Raw genomic sequence first — 26381 nt, forward strand, 5'->3', positions numbered from 1 at the left:
GGAATTCCGCTCGTGATCAGCCCCGCCTCCCTCACCCCCGCCCAGGCCGCAACCCGCCTGGAGGAGTTCACCGTCATCGACGTCCGGGCTCCCGGGGAGTACGCGTCGGGACATGTCCCCGGCGCCCTGAACATCCCCCTCGACCGGCTCGGCGAGGCGGTGCCCGCCCTGAAGTCGGCCTCGGCGCGCGGCTCCCTGCTGGTGGTGTGCGCCTCCGGCGTCCGCTCGACCCGGGCGTGCGAGATCCTCGCCGATGCCGACATCGAGGCCGCCACCCTGACCGGCGGCACCTCGGCGTGGGAGGGCGACGGTCACGGCCTGGACCGCCCGGAGGGCGCCCGCACCACGTGGCCGATGGAGCGGCAGGTGCGGCTCGCCGCCGGCTCGCTGGTGGTCGCCGGCCTGATCGCGGGACGGCGCTTCCCGGCGGCGCGCTGGCTGTCGGCGGGCATCGGCACGGGCCTCGTCTACTCCGCGGTGAGCAACACCTGCGGCATGGCGGCCGCCCTCTCGAAGCTGCCGTACAACCGCGCCCCCCACTCGGCGGCCGACCTGGACGCCACCCTGGACACCCTCCAGGGCTGACGGGCCCGGCTCCTAACGCTCGCTCTCGTCCCGCACGAGAGCGAGCAGCCGGTCCAGCACCCGGGGGCCGCCCGCGCGCACGCCGTCGTGCTCGTACTCGCTGGTCACCCACGTACGCAGACCGCGGATCGCGGACGCCGTGCTCAGCGCGTGGCCGGTGTCGACGTACATGTCGTCGTGGTAGACGGCGGCGGCCACCGGGACCTCGTTGGCCGCGAGCCGCTCGGCGTCGTAGAGGACCGGCCAGTCGGTGCGGGCGGCGAGCAGCCCGGCCGTCTCGCGCAGCGGGCGCAGCGCGGGATCGACGTCGAAGTGCCAGGGGTGGATGCTCTCGCCGGTGAAGAGCAGGGGCCCGTCACCGGCGAGCGCTCCGGCCGCGTCGAACTGCGGGAACTCGGCGCGGACGCGCTCGGCGGCCCAGTCCGTGGGCCGCCCGCCCTGGCCGTAGATCGCCTCGTGCATGAGGGCGTAGAGCGGGTGCCCGGCGAACGAGGTGGCCGTGCGCATGGCCTCCTGGAAGGCGTCGGAGAGCTCGGCCCCGCGCGCACCCTCCACGAACGCGTTCTCCAGGAGGTAGTGCAGCTGGTGACTGCCGTTCCCGGTGCCCAGCATGATGCCCAGGGACTGGAACCCCTCGGGTGTCAGCCGGTGGCCGCCGCTCTCGGGGCGGTGCTCGGCGAGGTACGCCGCGATCGCGCGGGCGCGGGCGACGTCCTGCGGGTAGCGGGCGTAGTGGGCCGCGACCTTGCGCTCGATGCGCGGGTAGGCGGCGCGGTAGACGTCGTCGGCGTGCGCGTCCAGGGAGGGCAGCCCGCCGGTGATCAGGACGCTTCGCAGCCCCTCCGGGGCGGCCGACAGATAACGCACGGCGCAGAAGCCTCCGAAGGACTGCCCCAGCACCGTCCAGGGGGCGCCGCCGGTGAGCTGCGGGCGGATCAGTTCACAGTCGCGGACGATGCTGTCGGCACGGAAGTGGGCCAGATAGCCGGCCTGCTCGCGCGGTCCGCCGCGCAGGGGCAGGGTCTGCCGGTTGGCCGGGGTGGAGAGCCCGGTGCCGCGCTGGTCGAGCAGCAGCACACGGAATTCCCGCACCGCCCTGCCGAGCCAGGCCTCCGTACCGCTGAAGCGGCGGGCACCGAAACCGGGGCCGCCCTCCAGATACAGCAGCCAGGGGAGATCCTCCCCGGCCTTCGCACTCGCCACGACCTCGCGGCCGAAGATCTCGATGGTCTCGCCGCCCGGATCGCCGTGGTCGAGCGGGACCGTGAAGCGACGGTCGGTGAGGACGGTGCCGGGCTGGCGATAACTGTTCAAGAAGAGCTCCTTTATCGGTGATTCCCGGACAGTTCAGCACATCACCGTGACACGCTCGGTCCCGGCCCGCGCACGCACCTCGCGGCGGCCCCGAGCGCACCGCGACACTTCGTCCGCGTTTGCCATTAACCCGCGTATGCAATTATTGTTGACGCCAGTAACCATCGTACGCAGATCGGTTCAGCCGCACCCATGAGAGGCCCCACCATGTCCACGGTCCCCACCGTCACGCTCAACAACGGCGTCGCGATCCCGCAGCTCGGTTTCGGCGTCTTCCAGGTCCCCGACGACGAGACGGCGGCCGCGGTCTCCAGCGCCCTCGACGCGGGCTACCGCTCCGTCGACACCGCCGCCGTGTACGGAAACGAGGCGGGCGTGGGCCGCGCGCTCGCCGAGTCCGGGCTCGCCCGCGAGGAGCTGTTCATCACGACGAAGCTCTGGAACGCGGACCAGGGGTACGACGCGACCCTCACGGCCTTCGACGCCAGCCTCGCCAAGCTCGGCCTGGACCACGTGGACCTCTACCTCATCCACTGGCCCACCCCCGAGCGCGACCTGTACGTCGACACCTGGCGCGCGCTGGAGAAGCTGCTGGCCGACGGCCGGATCAGGGCCGCCGGCGTCTCCAACTTCCAGCCCGCCCACCTGCGCCGCCTTCGCGAGGAGAGCTCGCTCGTCCCCGCCGTCAACCAGATCGAGCTGCACCCCGGGCTCCAGCAGAGCGAACTGCGCGCCGTGCACGCGGAGTACGGCATCGCCACCGAGGCGTGGAGCCCGCTGGCCCAGGGCACTCTGCTGGACGACCCGGCGCTGCTCTCCATCGCCGAGCGCCACGGGACGACCCCGGCCCAGGTGGTGCTGCGCTGGCACCTCCAGCTCGGCAACGTCGTGATCCCGAAGTCGGTCACGCCCGCGCGCATCCGGCAGAACATCGACGTCTTCGGCTTCGAGCTCCCGGACGCCGACATGGACGCGATCGCCGGACTGGACCGAGGCATGCGCATCGGCCCGGACCCCGACACCCTCAACTGAGCGCCCCCCAGGGCCCTCTCGCCCGCCGGCCGGCCTCCGCACGCCGGCCGGCGGCTCGTCTCACACGCCCGTCGGCACCGCGGCGGAGGCGGCCGGAACGTCCCGGGACCCGCTCCCCCGCCGGTAGCTGCTGCCGTCCCTCGGCCGCTCCAGCAGGTCGGCGACCACCATGTAGCGCCGCAGGGCCGAGCAGTCCTCGTGAACGGTGCGCAGCGCGTCGTTGACCTCGCGCTCGGTGTACACCCGGCCGTGCTCGAAGAGCGTGTGCGCGAGGTGCTCCAGCAACTGCGCACGACGAGCGGGCTTACGAGGGATCGCCGTCAGGCGCCCGCGCGAGAAGAGGGCGGCCACCTGGCGGGCGGCGAGGGTGTCGGTATCGGACATGCCGGAAGCCTCGCAGCCACCGGACGGCGGGGCAACGCGTTTTCTCCCACCGGAAAGCGGCACGCCCGGCGAAATGGACAGCATCTTGACCTTCGGGCCGACCGTCGTACGGTGTGACCATTCATTCACTCTTTCGGTTGAAGGTGGTCCCGCAATGGCCCTGTTCGATCTCCCCCTCGAAGAACTGCGCACCTATCGCAGCAGTTCGGTGGAGCCCGAGGACTTCGACACCTTCTGGTCGACCACGCTCGCGGAGGCCGGAACGCACGATCTGGACGCCCGCTTCGAGCAGCGCACCGACGTCGGCCTCACCACGGTCGACGTGTACGACGTGACGTTCGCCGGATTCGGCGGGCACCCGGTCAAGGGGTGGTTCGTCATACCGGCCGGCACCACGGAACCCCTGCCGGTGGTCGTGGAGTTCATCGGTTACGGCGGCGGGCGCAGCCTCCCGCACACCCATCTGCTCTGGGCATCGGCCGGCCTGGCGCACTTCGTGATGGACACCCGGGGCCAGGGCAGCGGCTGGGCGCCGGGCGACACCGCCGACCCCGTGGGCTCGGGGCCGTCGCTGCCCGGGTTCATGACCCAGGGCATCGAGGACCCGGAGACGTACTACTACCGCCGGGTGATCACGGACGCGGTACGCGCGGTGGAGGCGGCCCGCTCGCACCCGCTGGCCGACGCCTCGCGCTCCGCGGTGGTCGGCGCGAGCCAGGGCGGCGGCCTGGCCCTCGCGGCCGGCGGACTGGTGCCGGACCTGGCGGCCGTGGCGCCCGACGTCCCGTTCCTCTGCGACTTCCCCCGGGCGACCCGGATGACCGACCGGAAGCCGTACCGCGAGATCGGCGACTACCTCAAGACCCACCGGGGCCGGGCCGAGCAGGCCGACAGGACCCTCTCGTACTTCGACGGGGTGCACTTCGCCGCGCGAGGAAAGGCTCCCGCCCTGTTCTCCGTCGCCCTGGAGGACCTGACCTGCCCGCCGTCGACGGTGTTCGGCGCGTTCAACGCGTACGCGCACGCCGACAAGGAGATCGAGATCTACGACTTCAACGACCACGAGGGCGGCGGCCCGTTCCAGCACGCCGCGCAACTGGCCTGGCTGCCCCGGCTGCTGAAGGCCTGACGAGCACAGGGCAGGAACCCCTTGACCCGCCTCGCGCGCGGAGCCTAGGTTTCCGGGAGAGAAAGCGCTTGCTGTCCGGCGAGTGCCCATATCTTCGCTCCAAGGGGTGTTTGTCACGACCAGCCATCCTTCGCACCCGGTCCCGCTGCGGGTCGCGATCATCGGTACGGGCGCGATCGCGCGCGGCAGTCATCTGCCCGCGCTGACCGCGCTCGCCGCCGGGCAGCCGCTGGAGGTCGTCGCGGCGGTCGACGTCGACGCGGCGTCGGCCGAGGCGTTCTGCGCCGAGGCGGGGATCGCCCACGCGTACACCGACCTCGACCGGATGCTCGCCGAACAGCGTCCGGACCTGGTCACTCTCGCCACCCCGCCCCGGTTCCACCGCGACCAGACCGTGGCCGCGCTGCGCGCCGGGGCGTGGGTGTGGTGCGAGAAGCCGCCCTGCCCCTCGCTCGAGGACTTCGACGCGATCGAGGCGGCCGAGGGCCCGGAGGGCGAGGGGCCGTTCGCGGCGATCGTCTTCCAGCACCGCTTCGGCTCGGGCTCGGGGCACGTCCGGAAGCTGCTGGCCGGACAGGCGATGGGCCGCCCGCTGGTGGCCCACTGCCAGACCACCTGGTACCGCGACGACGCGTACTACGCCGTTCCCTGGCGGGGCACGTGGAGCAGCGAGGGCGGCGGACCCTCGATGGGACACGGCATCCACCAGATGGACCTGCTGCTCGATCTGCTGGGTCCGTGGTCGGAGATCCGCGCGATGGCGGGCCGGCTGGTGCACGACGTGGAGACGGAGGACGTCTCCACCGCGCTCATCCGCTTCGAGAACGGCGCGATGGCCACCGTGGTGAACAGCGTGCTCAGCCCGGACGAGGTGAGCCGGATACGCATCGACTGCGAGCGCGCGACGGTCGAGCTCACCCATCTGTACGGACATCGCAACGCGGACTGGCGGATCACCCCGGCCCCCGGGGTCCCCTCCGAAGAAGCCGACGCCTGGCGTGACTTCGGGCCCGATGTGCCCAGCTCGCACCATGCGCAGCTGACGGGCCTGCTCGAGGACCTCCGGGCGGGACGCAGGCCTCGAAGCAGCGGCGCGGACGGCCGGAAGACCCTCGAACTGGTCACGGCGCTCTACAAGGCGGCCTTCACCGGGGCCACGGTACGGGCGGGTGACATCGGTCCCGGCGATCCGTACTACGCCGCACTGCACGGCGACGCACCCGGCTGGGCGCCGGAGTCGCGGGAACCGCGCGCGGAGGTGCCGGCATGACGAAGGCCCTGGAACTCGTCCACCGGCACGGCGAGCACCTCGCGGTCACCGCGGCCGAGAGCGGGGTGGAGCTGCTGCGCTACGTCTACCGTGCCGAGGACGCCTGGGAGGCTCCGAAGCCGTACATCCACCCCTTGCGCACGCTGTCCGGCCGGGTCGTGACCGGTTACCGCCCCAACGACCACCGCTGGCACAAGGGTCTCCAGATGACCGCCTCACATCTGTCGGGGGCGAACCTCTGGGGCGGCAACAGCTATGTGCACGGCGAGGGGTATCTCGCCCTGCCGGAGCGCGTGGGTTCCATGGCGCACGCCGGCTTCGACGAGGTCTCGGCCGACGACGGCTCGGTCCGTTTCGCGGAGCGGCTGACCTGGCACCCGCGCGGCGGCGGGCTCTGGGCCGACGAGACGCGCCGTATCGAGGTGCACGACGTCGACGCGGTGACCGGCAGCTGGGCGCTGACCTGGTCCTCGGCGATCACCAACCGGCGCGAGGAGCCGCTGCGTTTCGGCAGCCCGACGACGCACGGACGTCCGGACGCGGGCTACACGGGGCTGTTCTGGCGGGGGCCGCGGGCCTTCCGGGACGGCCGGATCCTCGCGCCGGACGCGGAAGGCCCGGACATGATGGGGAAGCAGGCCCCGTGGCTCGCGTACAGCGGTGAGCACGACGAGTCCGACGGGCACGCGACCCTCGTGTTCGTCCACTCCCCCGAGAACGGCCACAGCGGTTCGGACGGGCAGCACCCGGCGCACTGGTTCGTGCGCAACACCCCCTTCGCGGCGGTCGCCCCGTCGTTCGCCTTCCACGAGGAGCTGGTGCTGGACCCGGGTGCGACGCTCACCCGCCGCTACCGCGTCCTGGTCGCGGACGGCGCCTGGGAACGCGACCGGATCGCCGCGGCGGTCGGCGGCCTGCGCTGGTAGCCGACCGGCACCGGCCGGGTCCGGGCGTGCGCGCCCCGACCCGGCCTTCCGGCGTCGCGGCTCACCCGGCAGCGGTGAGGACGAATACCGGGATCTCGCGGTCCGTCTTGGTCTGGTAGTCGGCGTAGTCGGGGAACGCCTCGACGGCGCGGCCCCACCACAGGGCCTTCTCCTCGCCCGTGACCTCGCGGGCGACCATGTCCTGCCGCTCGGTGCCGTCCCGCAGCTCCACGTGGGGGTCGGCCTGGACGTTGTAGTACCAGACGGGGTGCTTGGGGGCGCCGCCCAGGGAGGCGACCACGGCGTACTCCCCGCCGTGCTCGACCCTCATGAGCGGGGTCTTGCGGAGCTTGCCGCTCTTGGCTCCGCGCGTCGTGAGGAGGATGACGGGCATGCCGCGCATGGTGGTCCCCTGCGTGCCCCCGGAGCTCTCGATGAGCTCGACCTGTTCACGGACCCACGTCGTGGGGCTCGGCTCGTACTCGCCCTCGATCGGCATGGCACATGTCCTCTCGTCGGAGTGCTGCGGTGCTGTGCCCCATCATGGCTCCGGCAGCCGCGAGGAGCGCGCGGGGACACCGGCGTACAGCCTGCCCGGCGTACGCCGTCTCATTCTCTGGAACCCCGTGAGACGGCCGGGGAAGAATCCACTCACAGAAACCGAGATCATTTAGGCCGCTTTGCACCTTTATTTCCGAAATATCCCCACGCCCCGCTCCAGGGACTCCCGGCCACAGGCCGTACCGTGGGGGCAGCGGAGTAAGCCAAGCCTTACCCCGCTGCACTTTGCCCGTGGTCGTCCGCCCTAAGGAACAACACTCCATGACACGCCCCGTCCGCGTCGCCATCGTCGGAGCCGGTCCCGCCGGAATCTACGCAGCGGACGCGCTTCTCAAGTCCGAGGCCGCCCAGGACCCGGGCGTATCGATCGACCTGTTCGAGCGCATGCCCGCACCCTTCGGCCTGATCCGCTACGGCGTGGCTCCCGACCACCCGCGGATCAAGGGCATCGTCAAGGCGCTGCACCAGGTCCTGGACAAGCCCCAGCTGAGGCTGTTCGGCAACGTCGACTACCCGAACGACATCGGCCTGGACGACCTGCGGTCCTTCTACGACGCCGTGATCTTCTCCACCGGTGCCGACGCCGACCGAGCCCTGGACATACCCGGGATCGAGCTCGACGGCTCCTACGGTGCCGCTGACTTCGTCGCCTGGTACGACGGCCACCCCGAGGTTCCGCGCACCTGGCCGCTGGAGGCGGAGAAGGTCGCCGTGCTCGGTGTGGGCAACGTGGCCCTGGACGTCGCACGCATCCTCGCCAAGACCGCGGACGAACTGCTGCCGACCGAGATCCCGGCGAACGTCTACGACGGTCTCAAGGCGAACAAGGCGCTCGAGGTGCACGTCTTCGGGCGGCGCGGGCCGGCCCAGGCGAAGTTCAGCCCCATGGAGCTGCGCGAGCTGGACCACTCCCCGAACATCGAGGTGATCGTCAACCCCGAGGACATCGACTACGACGAGGGCTCGATCGCCACCCGCCGGGAGAACAAGCAGGCCAACATGGTCGCCTCCACGCTGGAGAACTGGGCGATCCGGGACATCGGCGACCGTCCTCACAAGCTGTTCCTGCACTTCTTCGAGTCCCCGGTCGAGGTGGTCGGCGAGGACGGCAGCGTCGTCGCCCTGCGGACGGAGCGCACGGAGCTGGACGGTACGGGCAACGTCAAGGGCACCGGCCGGTTCACGGACTGGGACGTGCAGAGCGTCTACCGCGCGGTGGGCTACTACTCGGAGGAGCTCCCGAAGCTGCCCTTCGACGTGGCCTCCGGCACCGTCCCGCACGAGGCCGGCCGGGTGCTCACCGGTGGCGAGCCGATGACGTCGGTGTACGTCACGGGCTGGATCAAGCGCGGTCCGATCGGCCTGATCGGGCACACCAAGGGCGACGCCAACGAGACCGTGGCCTGCCTGCTGGAGGACCACTCCGCCGGCCGGCTGCCCGCCCCCACGCAGCCCGAGCCCGACGCGGTCGTCGACTACCTGGAGCAGCGCGGAGTCCGCTACACCACCAAGGAGGGCTGGCACCGGCTGGACGCCCACGAGCAGGCGCTCGGCGCCGAGCAGGGCCGTGAGCGCATCAAGGTCGTCGAGCGCACCGCCATGCTGGACGCCTCCGGGGCCTGACCGATCCGGCGAGCCGTACGCGCCCCCGGGCCTCCCGTCAAGGAGGCTCCGGGGGCGCCGTGCATTCCGGGGCCGGGCCCCCGAGGACGGCCCCGAGCGCATGCGAGCGCCTCGCTACGATGGGGTGCGTAGCGCATGCGCGGGGGGGTCTGCTGTGACGCACGTGGCGATTGTCGGCGGTGGGATCAGTGGTGTGGCGGCGGCCCTTTTCCTGGGCCGCCGGGGTCATTCGGTGACGGTGTTCGAGCGGGATGCCCGGCAGCCCGGCGAGCACCTCGACACGGACTTCTTCGACTGGCAGCGGCCGGGCGTGCCCCAGGCGGTCCAGCCGCACGCCCTGCTGGCTCCCGTACGCACGGTGCTGCGCGCCGAGGCCCCGGACGTCCACGAGGACATGCTGCGCCGCGGCGCCGTCGAACGCCATGAGCTGGACTGGTTCCCCGAGCGGCCGCCCGCCCGTCCCGGCGACGAGGACCTGAGCGCGGCGGTCGCGCGTGAGGCGTCCATCGAGATGCGGCGCGGGGACCCCGCGCTCGGACTCCTCACGGACCGGTCCGGGGCCGTCCCGCGGGTGACGGGGGTGGAGTCGGCGTCCGGACGCCATGACGCCGGTCTGGTGCTGGACGCCGGAGGACGCCGGTCGGAGGTCGGCCGCTGGCTGACCGGGGCCGGCTGCCGCGCGCCGGTGGTGGAGAGTCACCGGACCGGCATCGCGTACTTCTGCCGGTGGTACAGGCTGCGGACCGACGGTCCGGCGAACCCCGGGCGGGTCACGTACGGTTCGTTCTCGCCCGTCGCCGTCGGAGGGGTCTTCCCCTCGGACAACGGCACGTTCGCGGTCTCCTTGACCGTGTCCACGGCGGAGCCCACGCGCGCCGCGCTTCGGGACCCGGAGGTCTTCGAGAGGGTCGCCCGGCTGTTCCCGGCGGTCGCCGCCTGGCTGGCACTGGACCCCGAAGCCGTCTCCGACGTCCACGCGATGGGCGGTCTGGACAACCGCTGGACCTCCCTCGTCACGGACTCCGGCCCGGTGGTGACGGGGCTGGTCGGCCTGGGGGACTCCCTCACCCACACCAACCCGACCATGGGCCAGGGCACGGCGCTGGGCCTGTGGGCGGCGCAGTGGATCGCCCACCACGCCGACGGGGCACCACGCGATCCCGTCGCGTTCGCCGAGGAGTACCACCGCTGGGCGGTGCGCACCCTTCGCCCGTGGTTCGAGATCCAGGCGGCGGCCGACGAGGCGGCGGACAGGCACCGCCGGGGCGCGCCGGAGGCAACGGGCAGGCAGGTCACGGGCGCCGCCCGCGAGAAGGCCGCGAGGTCGGCCTGTGCTCTCGACGACCCCGTGGTCATGCGGGCACGCGCGCATGTGCGCCACCTCGTGCTGACGGGTGAACAGGCTTACGCCACCGAGGAGGTGCGCGCCCATATCGCGCGCTGGCTCGACCAGCACCGGGACTACGTTCCGGAGTTCGACGGACCTGACCGCGAGGAGTGGGAAGCGGCGGCGGTCCGCCGGGCTCCGGGCGGTTAGGCCGTCTTTCCGGATCCTGCCGGGCTCGCGGCGTCTGGCACGCACGCTCGCCGCGTTGTCGTCGCTCGTCGCTCGTCGCCGCTCAGGAGCGGACTTGACCTTGACGCTGGGTCAACCCTCCATCCTTCCGGCAGGAGCTTCCTGGCAGCCCTTGCCCGGAACAGCTCCGCGAAGGAGGCGGATGACCATGACGGCCCGATCGATCGCCGGCCCGGCGCTGAGCGTGCGGGGTCTGGAGAAGTCGTACGGGAAGGTCGAAGTGCTGCGCGGTGTGGACTTCGACGTGACGCGGGGCAGTATCTTCGCCCTGCTCGGCTCCAACGGGGCGGGCAAGACCACGACGGTCAGGATCCTCGCGACTCTGCTCAAGGCAGACGCGGGGACGGCGAGCGTCAACGGCCTGGACGTGGCCGAACAGCCCGCGAGCGTGCGCGAGTCCATCAGTCTCACCGGACAGTTCGCGGCCGTCGACGGGATCCTCAGCGGCAGGGAGAACCTCGTGCTCGTCGCCAGGCTGCGTCACCTGGAGGACCCGGGCGCGATCGCCGACGACCTGCTCAGGCGCTTCTCGCTGACCGAGGCGGGCGCGCGGAAGGTGTCCACCTATTCGGGCGGGATGCGCCGCCGGCTGGACATCGCGATGAGCCTCATCGGGAATTCCCCGGTGATCTTCCTGGACGAGCCGACAGCCGGACTCGACCCGGAGGCGCGCATCGAGGTGTGGGATGCGGTCAAGGAGCTCGCCGGTCACGGCACGACGGTGCTGCTCACCACGCAGTATCTGGACGAGGCCGAGCAGTTGGCCGACCGGATCGCGATCCTGCACCAGGGGCGGATCATCGTGAACGGCACGCTCGCCGAGCTCAAGAAGCTCTTCCCGCCCGCCGCGGTGGAGTACGTCGAGAAGCAGCCGACTCTGGAGGAGATCTTCCTCTCGGTCGTCGGCGGCGGCGACAGGAACGCCGTCATCGGCACGACAACGGGGGAACAGGGATGACCGGGTACTTCTTCAGCGACACCGCCGCGCTCACGGGGCGGACCCTGCGCCATGTCACCCGCAGCATGGACACCATCATCACGACCGTCCTCACGCCGGTCGCCATGATGCTGATGTTCGTCTACGTGTTCGGTGGCGCCATCGATACCGGGTCGGCCTCGTACGTGAACTACATGCTGCCCGGCATCCTGCTCATGACCATCGCATCGGGCATCTCCTACACCGCGTACCGGCTGTTCACCGATGTGCAGAGCGGGATCTTCGAGCGGTTCCAGTCCATGCCGATCGCACGGTCGGGTGTGCTGTGGGCCCATGTCGTCACCTCGCTGGTCGCCAATCTGATCGCGCTCGTCCTCGTCGTGGGCGTCGCCGTGCTCATGGGCTTCCGCTCGGGTGCAGGAGTGTCGGCCTGGCTGGCGGTCACCGGCATCCTGCTCCTGTTCACCCTGGCGCTGACCTGGCTCGCCGTGATCCCCGGGCTCTCCGCGTCGTCGGTCGAGGGCGCGGGCGCGTTCGCCTACCCGCTCATCTTCCTGCCGTTCGTCAGCTCGGCGTTCGTGCCCACGGAGACGATGCCGGGCCCGGTGCGCTGGTTCGCCGAACATCAGCCGGTGACGTCGATCGTCGACTCGATCCGTGCCCTGTTCACGGAGCGGCCGGTCGGCGACGACATCTGGATCGCGCTCGTGTGGTGTGTGGGCATCCTCGTCGTGGCGTACGTCTTCGCGATGACCGCCTACCGCCGGAAGATCGCCTGAGGCAGGCTGGTGCCCATGCTCACCATCAGCCAGCTGGCGCGGTACGCGGGGGTGACGGTGCGGGCGGTACGCCACTACCACAAGATCGGCCTGCTGCCCGAGCCCGAGCGCGACCGGTCCGGGTACCGGACCTACGATGCCGCCGCGGTCGTGCGGCTGATCCGGATCCGCACCCTGGCCGATTCCGGCGTACCGCTGGCCAGGGTGCAGGAACTCCTCGACGCCGGGCCCGCGGAGTTCACCGCCGGCGTCGAGGAGATCGACAAGGGTCTGCGCGCCGAGATCCGGCGGCTGCGGGACACCCGCGCCCGGCTCGCCCGGCTCGCCGCCGGAGAGCATCTGGCGCTCCCGCAGTGCGTCGTGGACTATCTCGACCGGCTGCGCGGTCTCGGTGTCGGGAAGCGGTACCTCGAACTGGAGCGGGACGCCTGGATCATGATCGCCGCGCAGGTGCCCGACCAGATCGGCGCCGTGATCGCCATGAAGCACGAGGAGCTGGACGATCCCGACATGGTGAGGCTCTACGGCTTCTTCACCGGGGAGCCCGACTGGCGGGCCGGTGACCCACGGATCGTCGAGGTCGCCGATGTCCTGGAGCGCCTGATGATTCGCGCCGTGGAGGCCGGCGAGGTGGGGACCGACGGCTTCGACGACCAGTTCGTCGCCCTGATGGACTCGGCCATGCTCGAGTCCGCACCGGGCGCCGAACTGGTGCTGGCGATTCTCAAGGAGCGTGGCTGGGAGGGGTGGACCCGCATCGAGCGCGTGCCTGCCGACAGGCTCCCTCCTGAACCGCCGCCCTCCTGACGGCAGGTCGGCGGCCTCGGCGACGTCGTGCGGTGGTGCTCGCGCCTGCACGGGCGCGAGGGGTCGACCGGTCACCGCGCGGATCGTCGCGGCACACCTCCGGGGAGGTGGCTGAACGCGTCACGGGCCGACTCGTGCCCGGATGACCCGGGGCACCGGTGAGCCTTCGTCGCTCGTACAGGTGGAGCAGTTCGGCGACAAAGGGCGAACGGTCCGTGACGGGCCGTCGGACAGGGGCACCGACACGGAGCACGCCCGGAGTCACCGGGCCACCCGCCCGCGGCACTTCCCCCGCGCGCGAGCATGGGGCGGTCTCTCCCGGAACTCCCCCGGAAGGGCACTCCGAAGGCGGAACGACGTGGTCCGGAGGCCGTAGACTCGCCGGATGGCCAAGTACTTCGACGTGCACCCAGACAATCCTCAGCGCCGCACCATCACCGGCATGGCCGAGAGCATCCGGTCGGGCGCACTCGTCGCGTATCCGACCGACTCCTGCTACGCGCTGGGATGCCAGCTGGGCAGCCGCGACGGCATCGACCGCATCCGGTCCATCCGGAATCTCGACGACCGCCACCATTTCACCCTGGTGTGCCAGAACTTCGCGCAGCTCGGCCAGTTCGTGCAGGTCGACAACGACGTCTTCCGCGCGATCAAGGCGGCGACGCCCGGGAGTTACACCTTCATCCTCCCCGCCACCAAGGAGGTGCCGCGCCAGCTGCTGCACCCCAAGAAGAAGACCGTCGGGGTCCGGATCCCTGATCACACGGTGACGCAGGCCCTGCTGGCCGAGCTCGGCGAGCCACTGCTGTCCAGCACGCTGCTCCTGCCGGACGAGGAGGAGCCGCTGACGCAGGGCTGGGAGATCAAGGAGCGCCTCGACCACGTCGTGGACGTGGTGCTCGACTCGGGCGACTGCGGAACCGAGCCGACCACCGTGATCGACTTCTCGGGCGGCGAAGCGGAGATCGTACGCCGTGGGGCGGGCGATCCGACGCGCTTCGAGTAGCCCGCCCGGGTCCCCGCGCGGTCACTCCGCGCTTCCGCGGGCTCCGCTGAGATGCGCGTACCCCCCGGTGCCTGGTTCGGTGGAGGTGTCCGCTCCGTACAGCGCCAGGGAGTGATCATGAGCGAGCAGGAAGACCTCCGGGGCCGCGCGCAGGAGATGCGCGACAAGGCGAAGGACCTCGAAGCGGCGGCGGAGAAGTCCACCGACCCCGCGGAACGCAAGCGTCTCCAGGAGAAGGCGCACCGGCTCGAGGACCAGAGCGTGCAGGTCAGCGGCATGGCGAGCGGGGACATCTACCCCATGGAGTAGGCCGGCACGGGGGCGTCGCGTCACCCGTCGGTGGAAGAGCCGCCGCGCGTTTGCCGCCCTCGTGCAGCCGTGTTAGTACGAACATGAGGTGGCTTGCGGTGAATACGCGGAGGGCGGGGCACGGGCTCCCCTCCCCCGCCCCGCTCTCCGCTCGCGCTCCGTGAAGGGGTACCGGTGACGTACATGAGATGGCAGGCGTTCCTGGAGGCCGTCCAGGAACGGGGCGACTATCCATCGGGCCTGGAGGCGGAGCGCGCGTCACGTGTGGTGCTGGCGCTGCTCGGGGCGCATCTGGTGGGTGAGGAGCGCAACGAGCTGGCGGCCCGGCTGCCCGAGACCTTCGCGCTGATCCTTCTCAATCCGCTGCAGGCCGCCGAGCCGCTGAGCCCCGAGAGATTCGTGCGCGCGGCGGCCGCCTGGATCGAGGGCGCGACCGAGCAGACCGCCGCCTGGGACACCAGCGCGGTGCTCAGTGTGGCGGCCGACGCCGCGGGCGAGGATCTCCTGGATCGGATGCTGCTGCAACTGCCTCCGGGCTACGACCTCTTGTTCGGTCACCCCGGCAGCATCTGAGGCCGGTGGCGGGCGCTGTCCGACGTGCGGCGCGGGGTGCGTCCGAGGCCGGCACGGCATCCGAAGTTCAGGGCGCGGCGTCGGCGGCGGGGCGCAGGCCCGCGAGACGGGCGAGCCGCCGCATGGAGTCCACGAGCGCCTCGCGGTCGTACGTGCTCGTCGTGACCAGCACCTCGTCGGCGCCGGTCTCCTTGAGCACCAGCTCCAGTCCGTCGGCCACCGTGTCCTCGGTGCCCGCGAGATGCCCCCGCAGTCCGTCCTCGAACAGCCCGCGCTCCTTGTCCGTCATGGCCAGTGCCTCGATCCGTCCGGCCGGCGCCAGCGGCGGGAACGAGCCATGGGTGCGCGCGTACGCCATGGACCACGCTTCGGGGATCAGCAGCCGCCGCGCCTCCCGCTCCGTGCCCGCGACGGCGACGGTGCCCGCCACGATCACGTACGGCTCGGGAGCCCATGGGGAGGGGCGGAATCCGGCGCGGTACTCCTCGACCGCGCGGACGAGCCTCTCGCGGCCCCGGAGGTCGCCCACGACGAGCGGCAGACCGGCCGCGGCGGCGATCGCCGCGCCGCCGCCGGTCGCCAGGACGAACGGCGGAACGCGCAGCCCTTCGGCGGGACGGGCGTGCACCTGGGGGTGGGCCCGCTGCGTGCCGTCCAGCCAGCCGAGGAGTTCGCTCAGCTGACCGGCGAAGGCGTCGGCGTCGCCCTTGTCCCGGCCGAGGGCCCTGCGGATCCCGTCGGTGAAGCCGACGGAGCGGCCCAGGCCCATGTCGATCCGGCCGGGGAAGAGCGAGGCCAGGACCCCGAACTGCTCGGCCACGACGAAGGGCTGGTGGTTCGGGAGCATGACCCCGCCGGTTCCCACCCTGATGGTGGATGTCGCGGCGGCCACGGCAGCCGCGAGCACCGTCGGCGCCGATCCGGCCACACCGGGCACGCTGTGGTGTTCGGACACCCAGAAGCGGTGGTAGCCGAGGTCCTCGGCCGTTCCCGCGAGCGCGACGGTGTCCCGCAGCGCCTGCGGGCCGTCATCCCCCTCGCGGGTGCGGGAGCGGTCGAGGAAGGAGAAGCGGGTCGATCCGATGAGTGGGCTCACTCATGGTTCAACGCCGGGGGCGCGCCGGGATTCCCGTATCCCTGGCGCGGCACGCGGTCACGGCCGGGAGGCCCGGCAGGGCACGCGGCCGCCGCCGGGGTCACCCGGCGTGGCGCGCCGTCACCGCCGGGCTGCCGCGGCGGCGGTTTCGGCGGGCGCGTCGCGGAGTCCCAGGCGCAGATGCTCCACGTGGTAGAGGGCCTGGTCCAGGAGTTCGGCGACGTGGTGGTCGTACAGGGCGTAGACGATCGAGCGCCCCTGCCTCTCGCCCGCGACGAGTCCGAGATTCCGCAGCAGCCGCAACTGGTGGGAGCAGGCGGAAGGTTCCATCTCCACCGCTTCGGCGAGGTCACCGACCGCGCAGGGGCCCTCCTGGAGCCGTGCCAGAATCCGCAGCCGGGACGGGGTGGCCAGCGCCTGGAGGGTCTCGGCGACGCCCGCGGCCCCCACGGCGTCCAGACGCTCGCGGGTGGTTGCGGTGTTCTGCTCGTCGCGTCCGTGGCCCATGGCACTCATTCTACGGATGACACATGAAGACCTGTTCATATGTTCCTGTACGGTGGTGGCGTCGCCGTTCCCGCCGCCCGTGAGGGGTTTCTCCGCCATGCCCGCTGCCGTCATCCCGCGCCCCTCGCGCACCCCGACCGCCGGTCCCGGCACGGTCCCCCGGCGCAGGACCCGCGTCCTCGCGCTGACGGAGGCCCGCTGGGCGGGCGCCTCCCTGGCGCTGTTCCTGCTGGCGCTGCCGCTCCAGGTCACCGGCGCCCCCGCCTGGGCCTGGGGCCCGCTGTACGCCCTGGTGTATGCCGCCGGAGGCTGGGAGCCCGCCCTGTCGGGACTGCGGGAGCTGCGGGAGAAGGTCCTGGACGTGGACCTGCTGATGATCGTGGCGGCGCTCGGCGCGGCCTCGATCGGACAGGTGATGGACGGGGCGCTGCTGATCGTCATCTTCGCGACCTCGGGAGCACTGGAGGCACTGGCGACCGCCCGGACCCAGGACGCCGTACGCGGACTCCTCGACCTGGCGCCGGACACCGCGTCCCGGATCATGCCCGACGGGGGTGAGGAGAGCGTCGCCACCGAGGACCTCGTGGTCGGTGATGTCATCCGCATCCGCCCGGGAGAGCGGGTCGGCGCCGACGGAAGGGTCCTGGACGGCGCGAGCGAGGTCGACCAGGCCACCATCACCGGCGAACCGCTGCCGGTGACGAAGGAGCACGGGGACGAGGTGTTCGCCGGAACGCTGAACGGCACGGGAACGCTGCGGGTCGCCGTCGAGCGCGACGCCTCGGAGTCCGTGATCGCCCGGATCGTGGCCATGACGGAGGAGGCCTCCCGGACCAAGGCGCCCACCCAGTTGTTCATCGAGAAGGTCGAGCAGCGCTACTCGCTGGGCATGGTGGCCGCCACCCTGGCCGTCTTCCTCGTACCGCTGGGCTTCGGCGAGGACATGAAGGACAGCCTGCTGCGCGCGATGACCTTCATGATCGTGGCCTCCCCCTGCGCGGTGGTCCTGGCGACCATGCCGCCGCTGCTCTCCGCCATGGCCAACGCCGGACGCCACGGTGTCCTCGTCAAGTCCGCCGTCGTGATGGAGCGCCTCGGGCAGGCCGACGCCGTGGCGCTGGACAAGACCGGCACCCTGACGGAGGGCACCCCGCGCGTCACCGACGTCCGCCCGCTGACCGGTTCCGGGCTGACCGAGGACACGCTGCTCGCCCTGGCGGCCGCCGCCGAGCACGCCAGCGAGCACCCCCTGGCCCGCGCCGTCGTGAACGCCGCGCAGGAGCGGCGCCTGCCGGTCGCCCCCGCCGGGGACTTCACGTCGGCGCCCGGCACGGGGGTCACGGCCACCGTCGACGGCCACCGGATCGCGGTCGGCTCGCCCGGGCGACTGCTGCGCGAGGTCTCCACCCGTACGGCCACCACGGCCGCCGCCTTCGACCACGCCGCCTCCGCCGCCGAGGAGCTGGAGGACGGCGGGCGCACCGCCGTGCTCGTCCTGCGGGACGGCGTGCCGGCCGGGGTGCTGGGAATCGCCGACCGCATGCGCCGGGACGCCGTGGAAACCGTCGCGTCGCTGGCCCGTCTGACCGGCGGTTCGCCGATGCTGCTGACGGGTGACAACCCGCGCGCCGCCGCCCGGCTGGCCGCCGAGGCGGGCATCACCGACGTTCGCGCGGGACTGCTCCCCCAGGACAAGGCGGCCGCCGTACGCGAGCAGGAACAGGCGGGGCGCAAGGTCCTGGTGGTGGGCGACGGCGTCAACGACGCGCCCGCGCTGGCCGCCGCGCACACCGGCATCGCGATGGGCAGGGCCGGCTCCGATCTCGCACTGGAGACCGCGGACGCCGTGATCATCCGAGACGAACTGGCCACCGTGCCCGCCGTGGTGGCCCTGTCCCGGGCAACGCGCCGGCTGGTCGTGCAGAACCTGGTCATCGCGGGGGTGTTCATCTCCGTCCTGGTGGTCTGGGACCTCGTCGGCCATCTTCCGCTCCCGCACGGCGTCCTGGGCCACGAGGGCTCCACCGTGATCGTGGGCCTCAACGGCCTCCGGCTGCTGCGCGAATCGGCATGGCGGCGCGCGGCCGGCCAGGGCCTCACCCCGAAGCCGTCACCCACACCCTCGGAGCCGGCCGCCGCCTGAGGTCCCGTCAGCGCGGGAGGCTCCCGGCGCCTCACCCGAACCGCGCGACCCGCCGCCATCACGGCCACCTATCGGGCACAATGTCCTATTTGCAACTAAAGTCCCCCTCGTATCTGCACCGCACGAGGGGGACCAGATGACAAGCTCCCGCACCGGGACCGACGTCTCCGAAGGACCGGCCACCCCGGTCAAGATGTCGCTGCTGACGCTGACCATGATGGTGGTCGGCTCGATGGTCGGCGCCGGAGTGTTCTCCCTGCCGTCGCGCTTCGCCCAGGAGACGGGTGTGGCGGGGGCACTGATCGCCTGGGCGATCGCCGGGACGGGCATGCTGATGCTCGCCTTCGTCTTCCAGACGCTCGCGGTGCGCCGGCCGGATCTCGACGCCGGTGTCTACGCCTACGCCAAGGCCGGATTCGGCGAGTATCTCGGCTTCTTCTCCGCGTTCGGATACTGGGCCAGCGCCTGCGTCGGCAATGTGACGTACTGGGTGCTGATCACGTCGACGGTCGGGGCCGTGTGGCCGGCCCTCGGCGACGGCGACACGCTGGTGGCCGTGGTCGTGTCCACGGCCGGGCTCTGGGCCTTCTACTTCCTCATCCGCCGGGGCGTGAAGGAGGCGGCGGCCATCAACAGGGTGGTCACCGTCGCCAAGGTGGTCCCGATCATCGTGTTCGTGATCCTGGCCCTGTTCTTCTTCGACGCATCGGTGTTCGCCGACAACTTCGGCGGCGCGGACTACGCCGGCTCCCTGTTCAACCAGGTGCGCGGCACCATGCTGGCCACGGTGTTCGTCTTCCTGGGTGTGGAGGGCGCCAGCGTCTATTCGCGCCACGCCAGGCGACGCGAGGACATCGGGCGCGCCACCGTCCTCGGCTTCCTCAGCGTCTTCGCCGTCTTCGCCTCGGTCACGATCGTCTCGTACGGCATCATGCCGATGGCCGAGATCGCCGACCTCCGCCAGCCCTCCATGGCAGCGGTGCTGGAGGAGGCGGTCGGTACCTGGGGCCAGGTCTTCGTGAGCGTGGGGCTGATCGTCTCCGTGCTCGGCGCGTATCTCGCCTGGACCCTGATGGCCGCCGAGGTGCTGTTCGTCGCCGCCAAGGACCACGACATGCCGCGCTTCCTGCGCCACGCCAACAGCGCCGACGTGCCGGTGCCCGCCCTGCTGATGACGACGCTGCTGTCCCAGGTCGTCCTGGTGATCACGCTCTTCTCGGACGACGCGTTCAACTTCGCCCTCGATCTGACCAGTGCGCTGTCCCTGATCCCGTTCCTGCTCGCCGCCGCGTTCGCCGTCAAGATCATGGTCCGTCCCGACGAACTGACCAGGGGAACGGCCAAGCGGCGCGACCTGACCGTCGGCATCGTGGCGACGCTCTACACGGCGTTCCTGCTCTTCGCCGCCGGACTGAAATTCGTCCTGGTCTCCTTCATCATCTACGCCCCTGCCACGATCCTGTTCGCGATGGCCCGCAGGGAACAGGGACGGCGGGTCTTCTCCCCCGCCGAACGCCTCATCTGCGCCGTCTCCGTCGCGGGGGCCGTGGTCGGGGTGATCGCCCTGGCGGCGGGATGGATCAGCCTCTGAGGTCCGCACTCCCCGCGTCCGCTTCCCGACCGAAAGGCAGCCCTTCATGACGAACACCTCCGCCTCCGGCGCGCCTGCCGTGCACGGCGTCCACTCCGAGGTCGGCAAGCTGCGCAAGGTGCTCGTCTGCGCACCGGGCCTCGCCCACCGCAGGCTCACCCCGGGCAACGCAGGTGACCTGCTCTTCGACGACGTGATGTGGGTGGAGAACGCGCAGCGCGACCACGCCGACTTCGTCGGCAAGCTCCAGCAGGGCGGCGTAGAGGTCGTGGAGCTGCACGACGTACTGGCGCGGACGGTCGCCGATCCCACGGCCAGGTCATGGCTCCTCGACCGCAAGATCACCGCCAATGAGGTCGGCCTGGGTCTCATCGACGCGACCCGTGCCTACCTCGAGTCGCTGGAACCGCGTGAGCTCGCCGAGTATCTGATCGGCGGGCTGGCCACCGCCGACCTGCCCGACGACTACCGGTCCGGCTATCTCGCCCTGGCGCGCGAGTCGACGGGGGTGCGCGAATATCTGATGCCGCCCCTGCCCAACACGCTCTACACCCGCGACACCACCTGCTGGCTGTACGGAGGGGTGACGCTCAACCCCCTCTACTGGCCCGCGCGTCACGACGAGACGCTGTTGATGAAGGCGGTCTACCTCTTCCACCCGGACTTCACCGGAGCCAGGGTCTGGTGGGGCGACCCCGAGCAGGAGTGGGGCCAGGCCACCTTCGAGGGCGGCGACATCATGCCGGTCGGCAACGGTGTCGTCCTCATGGGCATGAGTGAGCGCACCTCCCGCCAGGCCATCACCCAGGTCGCGGCCTCGCTCTTCGCGCAGGGGGCCGCCGAGCACGTCGTCGTCGCGGGGATGCCCAAACTGCGGACAGCCATGCACCTGGACACGGTCTTCACCTTCGCCGACCGCGACATCGTGACGGTCTACCCGACGATCATGGACGCGGTCCGCACGTTCTCCCTCCGTCCGAGCGACAGGTCCCCCGGGGTGGAGGTCACCGACGAGGGTTCCCGGGCCTTCACCGACGTCGTGGCCAAGAGCCTCGGGCTGCCCTCCCTGCGGGTGATCGAGACGGGCGGCGACGTGTACGCCTCCGAGCGCCAGCAGTGGGACAGCGGAAACAACGCCGTGGCGCTCGAACCCGGGGTCGTGTTCACCTACGACCGCAACACCCAGACCAATGATCTGCTGCGCGCGGCGGGCGTGGAAGTCATCACGATCGTCGGCGCGGAGCTGGGACGCGGCCGGGGCGGGGGGCACTGCATGACGTGCCCGCTCATCCGCGAGCCGGTGGATTTCTGAGCGGCGCGGCCCTGAGGCAGCGTCCGGCCGGGTACTCCGGCGGCCGTCCCACGGTCGCGCCGTGGGACGGCGTGCGGTGCCGGAACCGCTTCCGGCGCGTCGGTTCTACGCGGGCGCCGGCGCCGCCCGGTGAGCTTCGTCGGCGGTGTCGAGGGCCTGGGACCCGCCCGATCCGATGAGGCCGAACAGCGTCAGGGCGGCCGCGGCGAGCGCGGCGACGGCGCAGACCAGGAAGGACAGCGAGAGGGCGTCACCCAGTGCGTCCAGCGCGATCGACTGCGCCGCGGCCCCCGGGGTGCCCGGCGGGAGGCTGTTGACCGCGAGCGGACCCGCTTCCCGCCCGATGCCCATGGCGGCCCCGACTTCCTCGGGCGGGAGCCCGGCGCCCGGCAGGGCCGACATGAAGGCGTCGCCCGCGCTGCTGAGCGCCACCGCGCCCACGACGACCGGCCCGAGGGCGAAGCCGAGGTCGCGCAGCAGGTTGGTCGTCGCGCTCGCCATGCCCGCGTAGGCGATCGGCACCGAGTTGATGGCGACGGCGGTGATCGAGCCGACGGTCAGGGCGAATCCCACACCGACGCAGAGTTGCGGCGCGATGAACTGGGTCCAGTCCATGTCCCGTACGTCGAAGCGCGAGCACATGAAGCCGCCGATCGCGACGAGGACGAACCCGGAGGTGAGGACCCACCGGGGTGACACGTTTCTGATCAGATGCGAGATCACCGGGATGAGGACGAATGCCGGGCCCTGGATGAAGAGGAACAGGAAGCCCAGCTTGAGCGGGCTCTGGTGCTGCACCGCGCCGACCCACATGCTCGTCGCGAAGCAGATGCCCAGGAAGCTGAACATGCCGATCACCGCGACGAGCGACGAGATGGTGAACGCCCGGTTCCTGAACAGGTCGAGGTCCAGCAGCGGCGGGTCGGTGCGCAGCTCGATGACGACGAACGCGATGAGCAGCAGGGCGCCCACCGTGAAGGATCCGATGATCTCGGGACGGCTCCAGCCGACCTCCGAGCCCTGCACCGCGGCGTACATGACCGCGATCAGACCGACGGCGAGGGTGACCTGGCCCGGGATGTCCAGCTTCCGGCCCTCGGGGGCGGAGGAGTCCGCGGCGCCGAAGGTGAGCCCGAAGGTGACCAGGCCCAGTGCGGCCACGACGACGTAGGAGCCACGCCACGAGCCGTACTCGGCGAAGAGACCGGCCAGCAGGGGCGAGATCGCCGCGCCTGCCGAGAGGAATCCGGCCCAGACGGCGATCGCTCTCGACCGGGCGTGCTGGGTCGGGGTGACGGCGGCGATGAGGGCGAGGGAGATGGGGAACAGGACGCCCGCGCCGAGACCGCCGACCGCCTGGCCCACCCACATCGCCTGCACGGAGGGTGCGGTGGCGCAGATCAGCGCGCCGATCGCCGTGAGCACGGCTCCTCCGAAGAGCAGCTTGCGGCGGCTCCAGAGGTCGCCGAGGACTCCGAAGGTGAGCTCGAAGACGACCAGCGGGATCGAGAAGGCTGCGGTGATCCAGGTCAGCTGGGTACCGGCCGTCTGGAACTCCTGCTGGAAGGTGCCGTTGAGCGCACCGGGCAGCGCGTTGGCCAGCTGGGCGACCAGGACGGCGACGAAGCCGGCCACGAGGGTGGCCCGGTAGCGCGGGGAACGCACGCCCCGAGCGGGGCTCTCGGGGGGCGCGGCCTCCTCGGCTGCGGTTCTGTACGGCTCGCTGACGCGGCTCATGCGTGAACTCCTTTGTTCCGTGCGGGAGATGGCCGTGGCGTACCAACCGGCATGCCGGTTCCGGCGCACCGGGGCGTCCGAGGGGGCATGCCGGTACGAACCACGCGGCAGGGCGAGGTCCGGATGAAGGGCGGCTCTACGGGAGGGGCGACAGCCGGGCTGAGCGGCGTGGGCCGGGGCTCAGCCCAGGGGTACGAGGGTGACGGCCCGGAGTGGCCGTGGCCGTAACGAAGGGCGCACCGGACCGTCGGCCCCGGGAGCGGGTGAGCACGTCACGCGGCCCCTCCTGAGGTGGGCAGGAGCCGCACCGGCAGCGCGACACCCTGCGACCGGCTTCACCAGCCGATTGAGGAGTGAAATTGTCACAAGCTTTATGGACTGTCAAGGACTCTTTCAGAACGTACAGATGATTCACTCGGCGATGAGTGCGCGGAACCACCGCGAAGGACGCGGAGGGAGGACCAGGCCCTACGGGGCACCGCCGGCCGAGGAAGGACGCGCCGAAGTGGCGCGCGAGGCGAAAACGCCCTCTGGTGAGGGCGCCCGCGTCGGCGGTTCGGAGCGCTTGGAGCGCAGCGCTCAGCTTGTGATCTGTCCAGCGGCCTCGAGCAGGCGGACCTGGTGATCACTCGTCCGGGTGTTCCCGGGACAACCGCCGCCCCGCGACCCGCTACGACGTCGGCCTGCTCCCGGTGACCGGCGAGCCCTACCGCAGACCAGCCCACCACAAGGTCGGCACCGGACCACGCCGAGCTGGTTGACCAGCCGAAACTTTTGTCGGAGCCGCTCCGTATGCTGCCGCCCATGAGCATGAACGGCGAGTACCTGCGTGTCACACCCGGCGAGTTGGCCCGAGCCCTGGAGGACCCCGAGTGGGCCTTTGACTTCGCCTCCGACGTTCAGGACCAGGAGGACGAGGAGACGGCACCCGCCGACGCGCGGCACTTCACCACGCACCAGACCTGGAACCTGCTGGGGTTCCTGCTGAAGCGGTCGGACTTCCCGGTCGACATCGTCTTCGGTGAGGAACTCATCCCCGAGGCAGACGACTGGGGCTACGATCCGCCGCGGTACCTCTCCGTCGACCGGGTGCAACTGGCCGCCGACAGCCTGAACCGGATGACCTACGACGATCTGATCCACGGCGTCGACCACAACGAACTCACCGCAGCCGAGATCTATCCCCAGATCTGGGACTCGCCGGCCTCCCTGGAATGGGCCCGCGACCTGTTTGTGCCTCTGACCGAGTTCTTCCAGGCTGCGGCCTCCTCCGAGCACGCCATGGTGGTCTGGCTCGACTGACCTCCTACGGCGGGGACATTGAACGGCAAGCTCAGCAGAGACGGAACACGTGGCCCTTCTCGCCCCCGGGGAGCACATCGAGGTCGCGCAGGACGAGGGAGATCCTGTCGCCCCAGGCGGAGCAGCTCTCGTCGAAGCCGACGTCGCCCTCGCCCTCGTACTCGATGGCGAAGACCCGGCCGTCGTACGCGTCGGCGTACGCGTCGCACTCGTCGAACTGGGCGCACTCCTCCGTCACCGCGAAGTCGAAGCCGATCGCCGCGTGCCGGTCGAGCAGGTCGGTGGTGTTCTTCTGTCCGATCGCGAGGCCGTCATCGTGTGCCCGCTCGGCGAGTGTCCTTGCGAACGCCTCGTTGTGCGCCTTGGTCAGCCTGCCGTCGGAGCGCTCGAAGGAGTCGAGGTTGTCCGGCTCCACCGCCTGGAAGCCGCTCTCCGCGCAGCCGTCGATCCAGTCCCCGACGATCTCCGCCAGCTGCTCGCGCTTCGCGGCCGTGGAGGTGTCCAGGAGCACCTCGTCCCAGCCCTCGTCGATGACCGGCTCCCCTTCGGCGTCGGTGAGCAGGAGGTCGGGATGGGTGTCCTTCCACCAGTCCAGGGCACCGGGCTGCGCCTGGAAGGCGTTGACGTAGCAGACGTTGTAGAGGCCGGGGGCCGGTTCGTCCTCGCGGTCGCGGGACACCGCGCGCACCCCGCCGGGGGGCGTGTAGCCGCCGCCGATCTGGTAGTCGAACGCCATGCCGGCCGTCGGCAGGAGCACCTCGGACGCCGGGCTCTTCACCGGCGCGGCATCGCGGGACGGGCCGTCCTCGGCCGCGCACCCGGACAGCACGCTCGCCCCCAGCACGGCCGCGACGAGTGCGGCCGCACCGCCCGCCGTGCGCCTGCGACGGAGAAGCGGGGGAAGGTCGCGGGCGGCCACACGTACTCCAGATGTCGAAGAGGATCTCCCCCATCCTCCGCCATCGCTTCCGGGCCCGGCCCGCCGGGTACCGGGAGCGCGGGTCGGGCCGGGAAGCCGGTCCCCCTCCTGCGGCCGTGGAATCCCCGCCGGCCGAACAGCCGCACGGCATCCGCGCGCGGCGTGGCGACCCGGGGGCCGCCGCGCCGCCTCGGTTTCCGGCGGTGCGTCAGCTCACCGAGATGCGGGAACTCCCGCTGCTCCGATAGCCCTCGGTCGCCATGATCATGTAGTAGTTGAAGCTGCCCAGCGGCATTCCGTAACGGGCCCACGCGTCGAAGTGGTTGCCCGCCGTGATGCTGCCGCCCGTCCGCTTCGACTGCCGGACGCTCCAGTACTGGTTGAAGGTCTTCGTACCCTCGACGGAGGGGGCGTTGACCCTCGTCGTCTGGTAGACGTCGTACGTACCACCATCGCTGGTGACCGTACCCTTGTACGTTCCGGTGGGCCGGTAGGTGCCCCAGTTGTCGACGATGTAGTACTCGACGAGCGGGTTGGCCGTCCAGCCGTAGAGCGTGAGGTACGCGTTGCCCGACGGGTTGAAGCTGCCGGAGTAGTTGACGGTCCTGCGGGCGCCGTTGGCCCAGCCCTTCCCGGCGACGAAGTTGCCGCAGTTGGTCCACGAGGTGCCGTAGCTGCCGCCGGACGCCAGGCTCATGGAGACCGAGCCACCGCCGTCGGTCCAGAACGAGTAGTAGTAGCCGTTGTCGGTACCCGTCTGGTTGGTGGTGATGACGGTGTCGGCGTGCGCGGTGCTCGGCAGCATCAGTCCGGACGTCGCCAGCGCCAGGGCGCCGGCCCGGCCGATGAATCCCCTGCGATCCATCGGCTGGGTGGGGGTGTTGTCCATGGTCACGCTTCCTCCTCGTGGCGGCTCATGGGGAGCCCTGTGACAGGTGGGGGTACCGCAGTCCTGCGGACGGC

Annotated in this window: 25 protein-coding genes; 17 read left to right on the forward strand and 8 right to left on the reverse strand. The window is 71.1% G+C overall.

The genetic code is table 11. The features are described 5' to 3' along the window. Window positions 1-12 precede the first annotated feature (12 nt). Window positions 13-585, forward strand: a complete 573-nt coding sequence (locus AMK10_RS31805; RefSeq protein WP_073752352.1) for a rhodanese-like domain-containing protein — start codon at window positions 13-15, stop codon at window positions 583-585. Between the two features lie 12 nt (window positions 586-597). Here the strand turns inward: AMK10_RS31805 and AMK10_RS31810 are convergent, their stop codons facing one another. Then, window positions 598-1899 (reverse strand): alpha/beta fold hydrolase, encoded by a 1302-nt coding sequence (locus tag AMK10_RS31810; RefSeq protein ID WP_073752354.1) that lies wholly within the window; start codon window positions 1897-1899, stop codon window positions 598-600. Window positions 1900-2106: 207 nt separating this feature from the next. On the opposite strand from AMK10_RS31810, the gene AMK10_RS31815 reads away from it, so the two are divergent. Further along, entirely contained in the window at window positions 2107-2931 is an 825-nt protein-coding gene (locus AMK10_RS31815; RefSeq protein ID WP_073752356.1) for an aldo/keto reductase, read from the forward strand. Window positions 2932-2991: 60 nt separating this feature from the next. On the opposite strand, the gene AMK10_RS31820 is transcribed toward AMK10_RS31815, so the two are convergent. Beyond that, the gene (locus tag AMK10_RS31820; protein WP_073752358.1) at window positions 2992-3315 is read right to left on the reverse strand and encodes a DUF2087 domain-containing protein; all 324 of its coding nucleotides are present in this window, start codon (window positions 3313-3315) and stop codon (window positions 2992-2994) included. A 154-nt stretch (window positions 3316-3469) separates the two neighbouring features. Here AMK10_RS31820 and AMK10_RS31825 point away from each other — a divergent pair, with 154 nt between their 5' ends. The 3 genes from AMK10_RS31825 to AMK10_RS31835 all read left to right on the forward strand — a co-directional run bounded on the left by AMK10_RS31825 (window position 3470) and on the right by AMK10_RS31835 (window position 6640). Further along, a complete protein-coding gene (locus tag AMK10_RS31825; RefSeq protein ID WP_073752360.1) occupies window positions 3470-4444 on the forward strand; it encodes an acetylxylan esterase in 975 nt (324 codons plus the stop codon). Window positions 4445-4550: 106 nt separating this feature from the next. After that, window positions 4551-5714, forward strand: a complete 1164-nt coding sequence (locus AMK10_RS31830; protein ID WP_107428538.1) for a Gfo/Idh/MocA family protein — start codon at window positions 4551-4553, stop codon at window positions 5712-5714. Then, window positions 5711-6640: a PmoA family protein gene (locus AMK10_RS31835; protein ID WP_073752362.1), complete on the forward strand. Its 930-nt coding sequence runs from the start codon at window positions 5711-5713 to the stop codon at window positions 6638-6640. The genes AMK10_RS31830 and AMK10_RS31835 overlap by 4 nt, the downstream gene beginning before the upstream one ends. Window positions 6641-6701: 61 nt before the next feature. Here the strand turns inward: AMK10_RS31835 and AMK10_RS31840 are convergent, their stop codons facing one another. Next, window positions 6702-7139 (reverse strand): nitroreductase family deazaflavin-dependent oxidoreductase, encoded by a 438-nt coding sequence (locus AMK10_RS31840; protein WP_073752364.1) that lies wholly within the window; start codon window positions 7137-7139, stop codon window positions 6702-6704. A 323-nt stretch (window positions 7140-7462) separates the two neighbouring features. Between AMK10_RS31840 and AMK10_RS31845 the strand changes: the two genes are divergently transcribed. From AMK10_RS31845 to AMK10_RS31880, 8 genes are all read left to right on the forward strand, one after another. Next, window positions 7463-8824, forward strand: a complete 1362-nt coding sequence (locus AMK10_RS31845) for an FAD-dependent oxidoreductase (RefSeq protein ID WP_073752366.1) — start codon at window positions 7463-7465, stop codon at window positions 8822-8824. Window positions 8825-8978: 154 nt separating this feature from the next. Further along, on the forward strand, window positions 8979-10361 hold the full coding sequence (locus AMK10_RS31850; protein ID WP_073752368.1) for an NAD(P)/FAD-dependent oxidoreductase: 1383 nt from the start codon (window positions 8979-8981) through the stop codon (window positions 10359-10361). A gap of 187 nt (window positions 10362-10548) precedes the next feature. Continuing rightward, a complete protein-coding gene (locus AMK10_RS31855) occupies window positions 10549-11358 on the forward strand; it encodes an ABC transporter ATP-binding protein (RefSeq protein WP_073752904.1) in 810 nt (269 codons plus the stop codon). After that, on the forward strand, window positions 11355-12116 hold the full coding sequence (locus tag AMK10_RS31860; RefSeq protein ID WP_073752370.1) for an ABC transporter permease: 762 nt from the start codon (window positions 11355-11357) through the stop codon (window positions 12114-12116). The genes AMK10_RS31855 and AMK10_RS31860 overlap by 4 nt, the downstream gene beginning before the upstream one ends. 15 nt (window positions 12117-12131) lie before the next feature. Further along, a complete protein-coding gene (locus AMK10_RS31865; RefSeq protein WP_073752372.1) occupies window positions 12132-12923 on the forward strand; it encodes a MerR family transcriptional regulator in 792 nt (263 codons plus the stop codon). 385 nt (window positions 12924-13308) lie between these two features. Next, window positions 13309-13929 carry an L-threonylcarbamoyladenylate synthase gene (locus tag AMK10_RS31870; protein WP_073752374.1) on the forward strand — a complete coding sequence of 207 codons (621 nt, stop codon included), beginning with the start codon at window positions 13309-13311 and terminating at the stop codon, window positions 13927-13929. A 117-nt stretch (window positions 13930-14046) separates the two neighbouring features. Further along, a complete protein-coding gene (locus tag AMK10_RS31875) occupies window positions 14047-14238 on the forward strand; it encodes a DUF6381 family protein (RefSeq protein WP_073752906.1) in 192 nt (63 codons plus the stop codon). Window positions 14239-14421: 183 nt separating this feature from the next. Further along, window positions 14422-14811, forward strand: a complete 390-nt coding sequence (locus AMK10_RS31880; RefSeq protein ID WP_073752908.1) for a DUF2267 domain-containing protein — start codon at window positions 14422-14424, stop codon at window positions 14809-14811. 67 nt (window positions 14812-14878) lie between these two features. Here AMK10_RS31880 and AMK10_RS31885 read toward each other — a convergent pair whose 3' ends face one another. Continuing rightward, a complete protein-coding gene (locus AMK10_RS31885; protein ID WP_073752376.1) occupies window positions 14879-15907 on the reverse strand; it encodes an MsnO8 family LLM class oxidoreductase in 1029 nt (342 codons plus the stop codon). 120 nt (window positions 15908-16027) lie between these two features. Next, window positions 16028-16414: an ArsR/SmtB family transcription factor gene (locus AMK10_RS31890; protein WP_073752379.1), complete on the reverse strand. Its 387-nt coding sequence runs from the start codon at window positions 16412-16414 to the stop codon at window positions 16028-16030. A 97-nt stretch (window positions 16415-16511) separates the two neighbouring features. Here AMK10_RS31890 and AMK10_RS31895 point away from each other — a divergent pair, with 97 nt between their 5' ends. From AMK10_RS31895 to AMK10_RS31905, 3 genes are all read left to right on the forward strand, one after another. Then, complete coding sequence (locus AMK10_RS31895; protein WP_073752910.1) at window positions 16512-18557, forward strand: heavy metal translocating P-type ATPase; 2046 nt, start codon at window positions 16512-16514, stop codon at window positions 18555-18557. 136 nt (window positions 18558-18693) lie between these two features. Then, window positions 18694-20148, forward strand: coding sequence for a basic amino acid/polyamine antiporter (locus AMK10_RS31900; RefSeq protein WP_073752381.1), 1455 nt, complete (start codon window positions 18694-18696; stop codon window positions 20146-20148). 46 nt (window positions 20149-20194) lie between these two features. Beyond that, window positions 20195-21460 (forward strand): arginine deiminase, encoded by a 1266-nt coding sequence (locus AMK10_RS31905; RefSeq protein WP_073752383.1) that lies wholly within the window; start codon window positions 20195-20197, stop codon window positions 21458-21460. A 105-nt stretch (window positions 21461-21565) separates the two neighbouring features. Here the strand turns inward: AMK10_RS31905 and AMK10_RS31910 are convergent, their stop codons facing one another. After that, a complete protein-coding gene (locus AMK10_RS31910; RefSeq protein WP_079180947.1) occupies window positions 21566-23197 on the reverse strand; it encodes an MFS transporter in 1632 nt (543 codons plus the stop codon). 804 nt (window positions 23198-24001) lie between these two features. Between AMK10_RS31910 and AMK10_RS31915 the strand changes: the two genes are divergently transcribed. Next, window positions 24002-24499: a YfbM family protein gene (locus tag AMK10_RS31915; protein ID WP_198959835.1), complete on the forward strand. Its 498-nt coding sequence runs from the start codon at window positions 24002-24004 to the stop codon at window positions 24497-24499. A 31-nt stretch (window positions 24500-24530) separates the two neighbouring features. On the opposite strand, the gene AMK10_RS31920 is transcribed toward AMK10_RS31915, so the two are convergent. Both AMK10_RS31920 and AMK10_RS31925 read right to left on the reverse strand, forming a co-directional pair. Beyond that, window positions 24531-25418, reverse strand: coding sequence for an endo alpha-1,4 polygalactosaminidase (locus AMK10_RS31920; RefSeq protein WP_073752385.1), 888 nt, complete (start codon window positions 25416-25418; stop codon window positions 24531-24533). 208 nt (window positions 25419-25626) lie between these two features. Next, entirely contained in the window at window positions 25627-26307 is a 681-nt protein-coding gene (locus AMK10_RS31925) for a glycoside hydrolase family 11 protein (protein WP_198959836.1), read from the reverse strand. Between the last annotated feature and the right edge of the window lie 74 nt (window positions 26308-26381).

It is taken from the genome of Streptomyces sp. CB02058, assembly GCF_001905505.1.
Classification (GTDB): domain Bacteria; phylum Actinomycetota; class Actinomycetes; order Streptomycetales; family Streptomycetaceae; genus Streptomyces.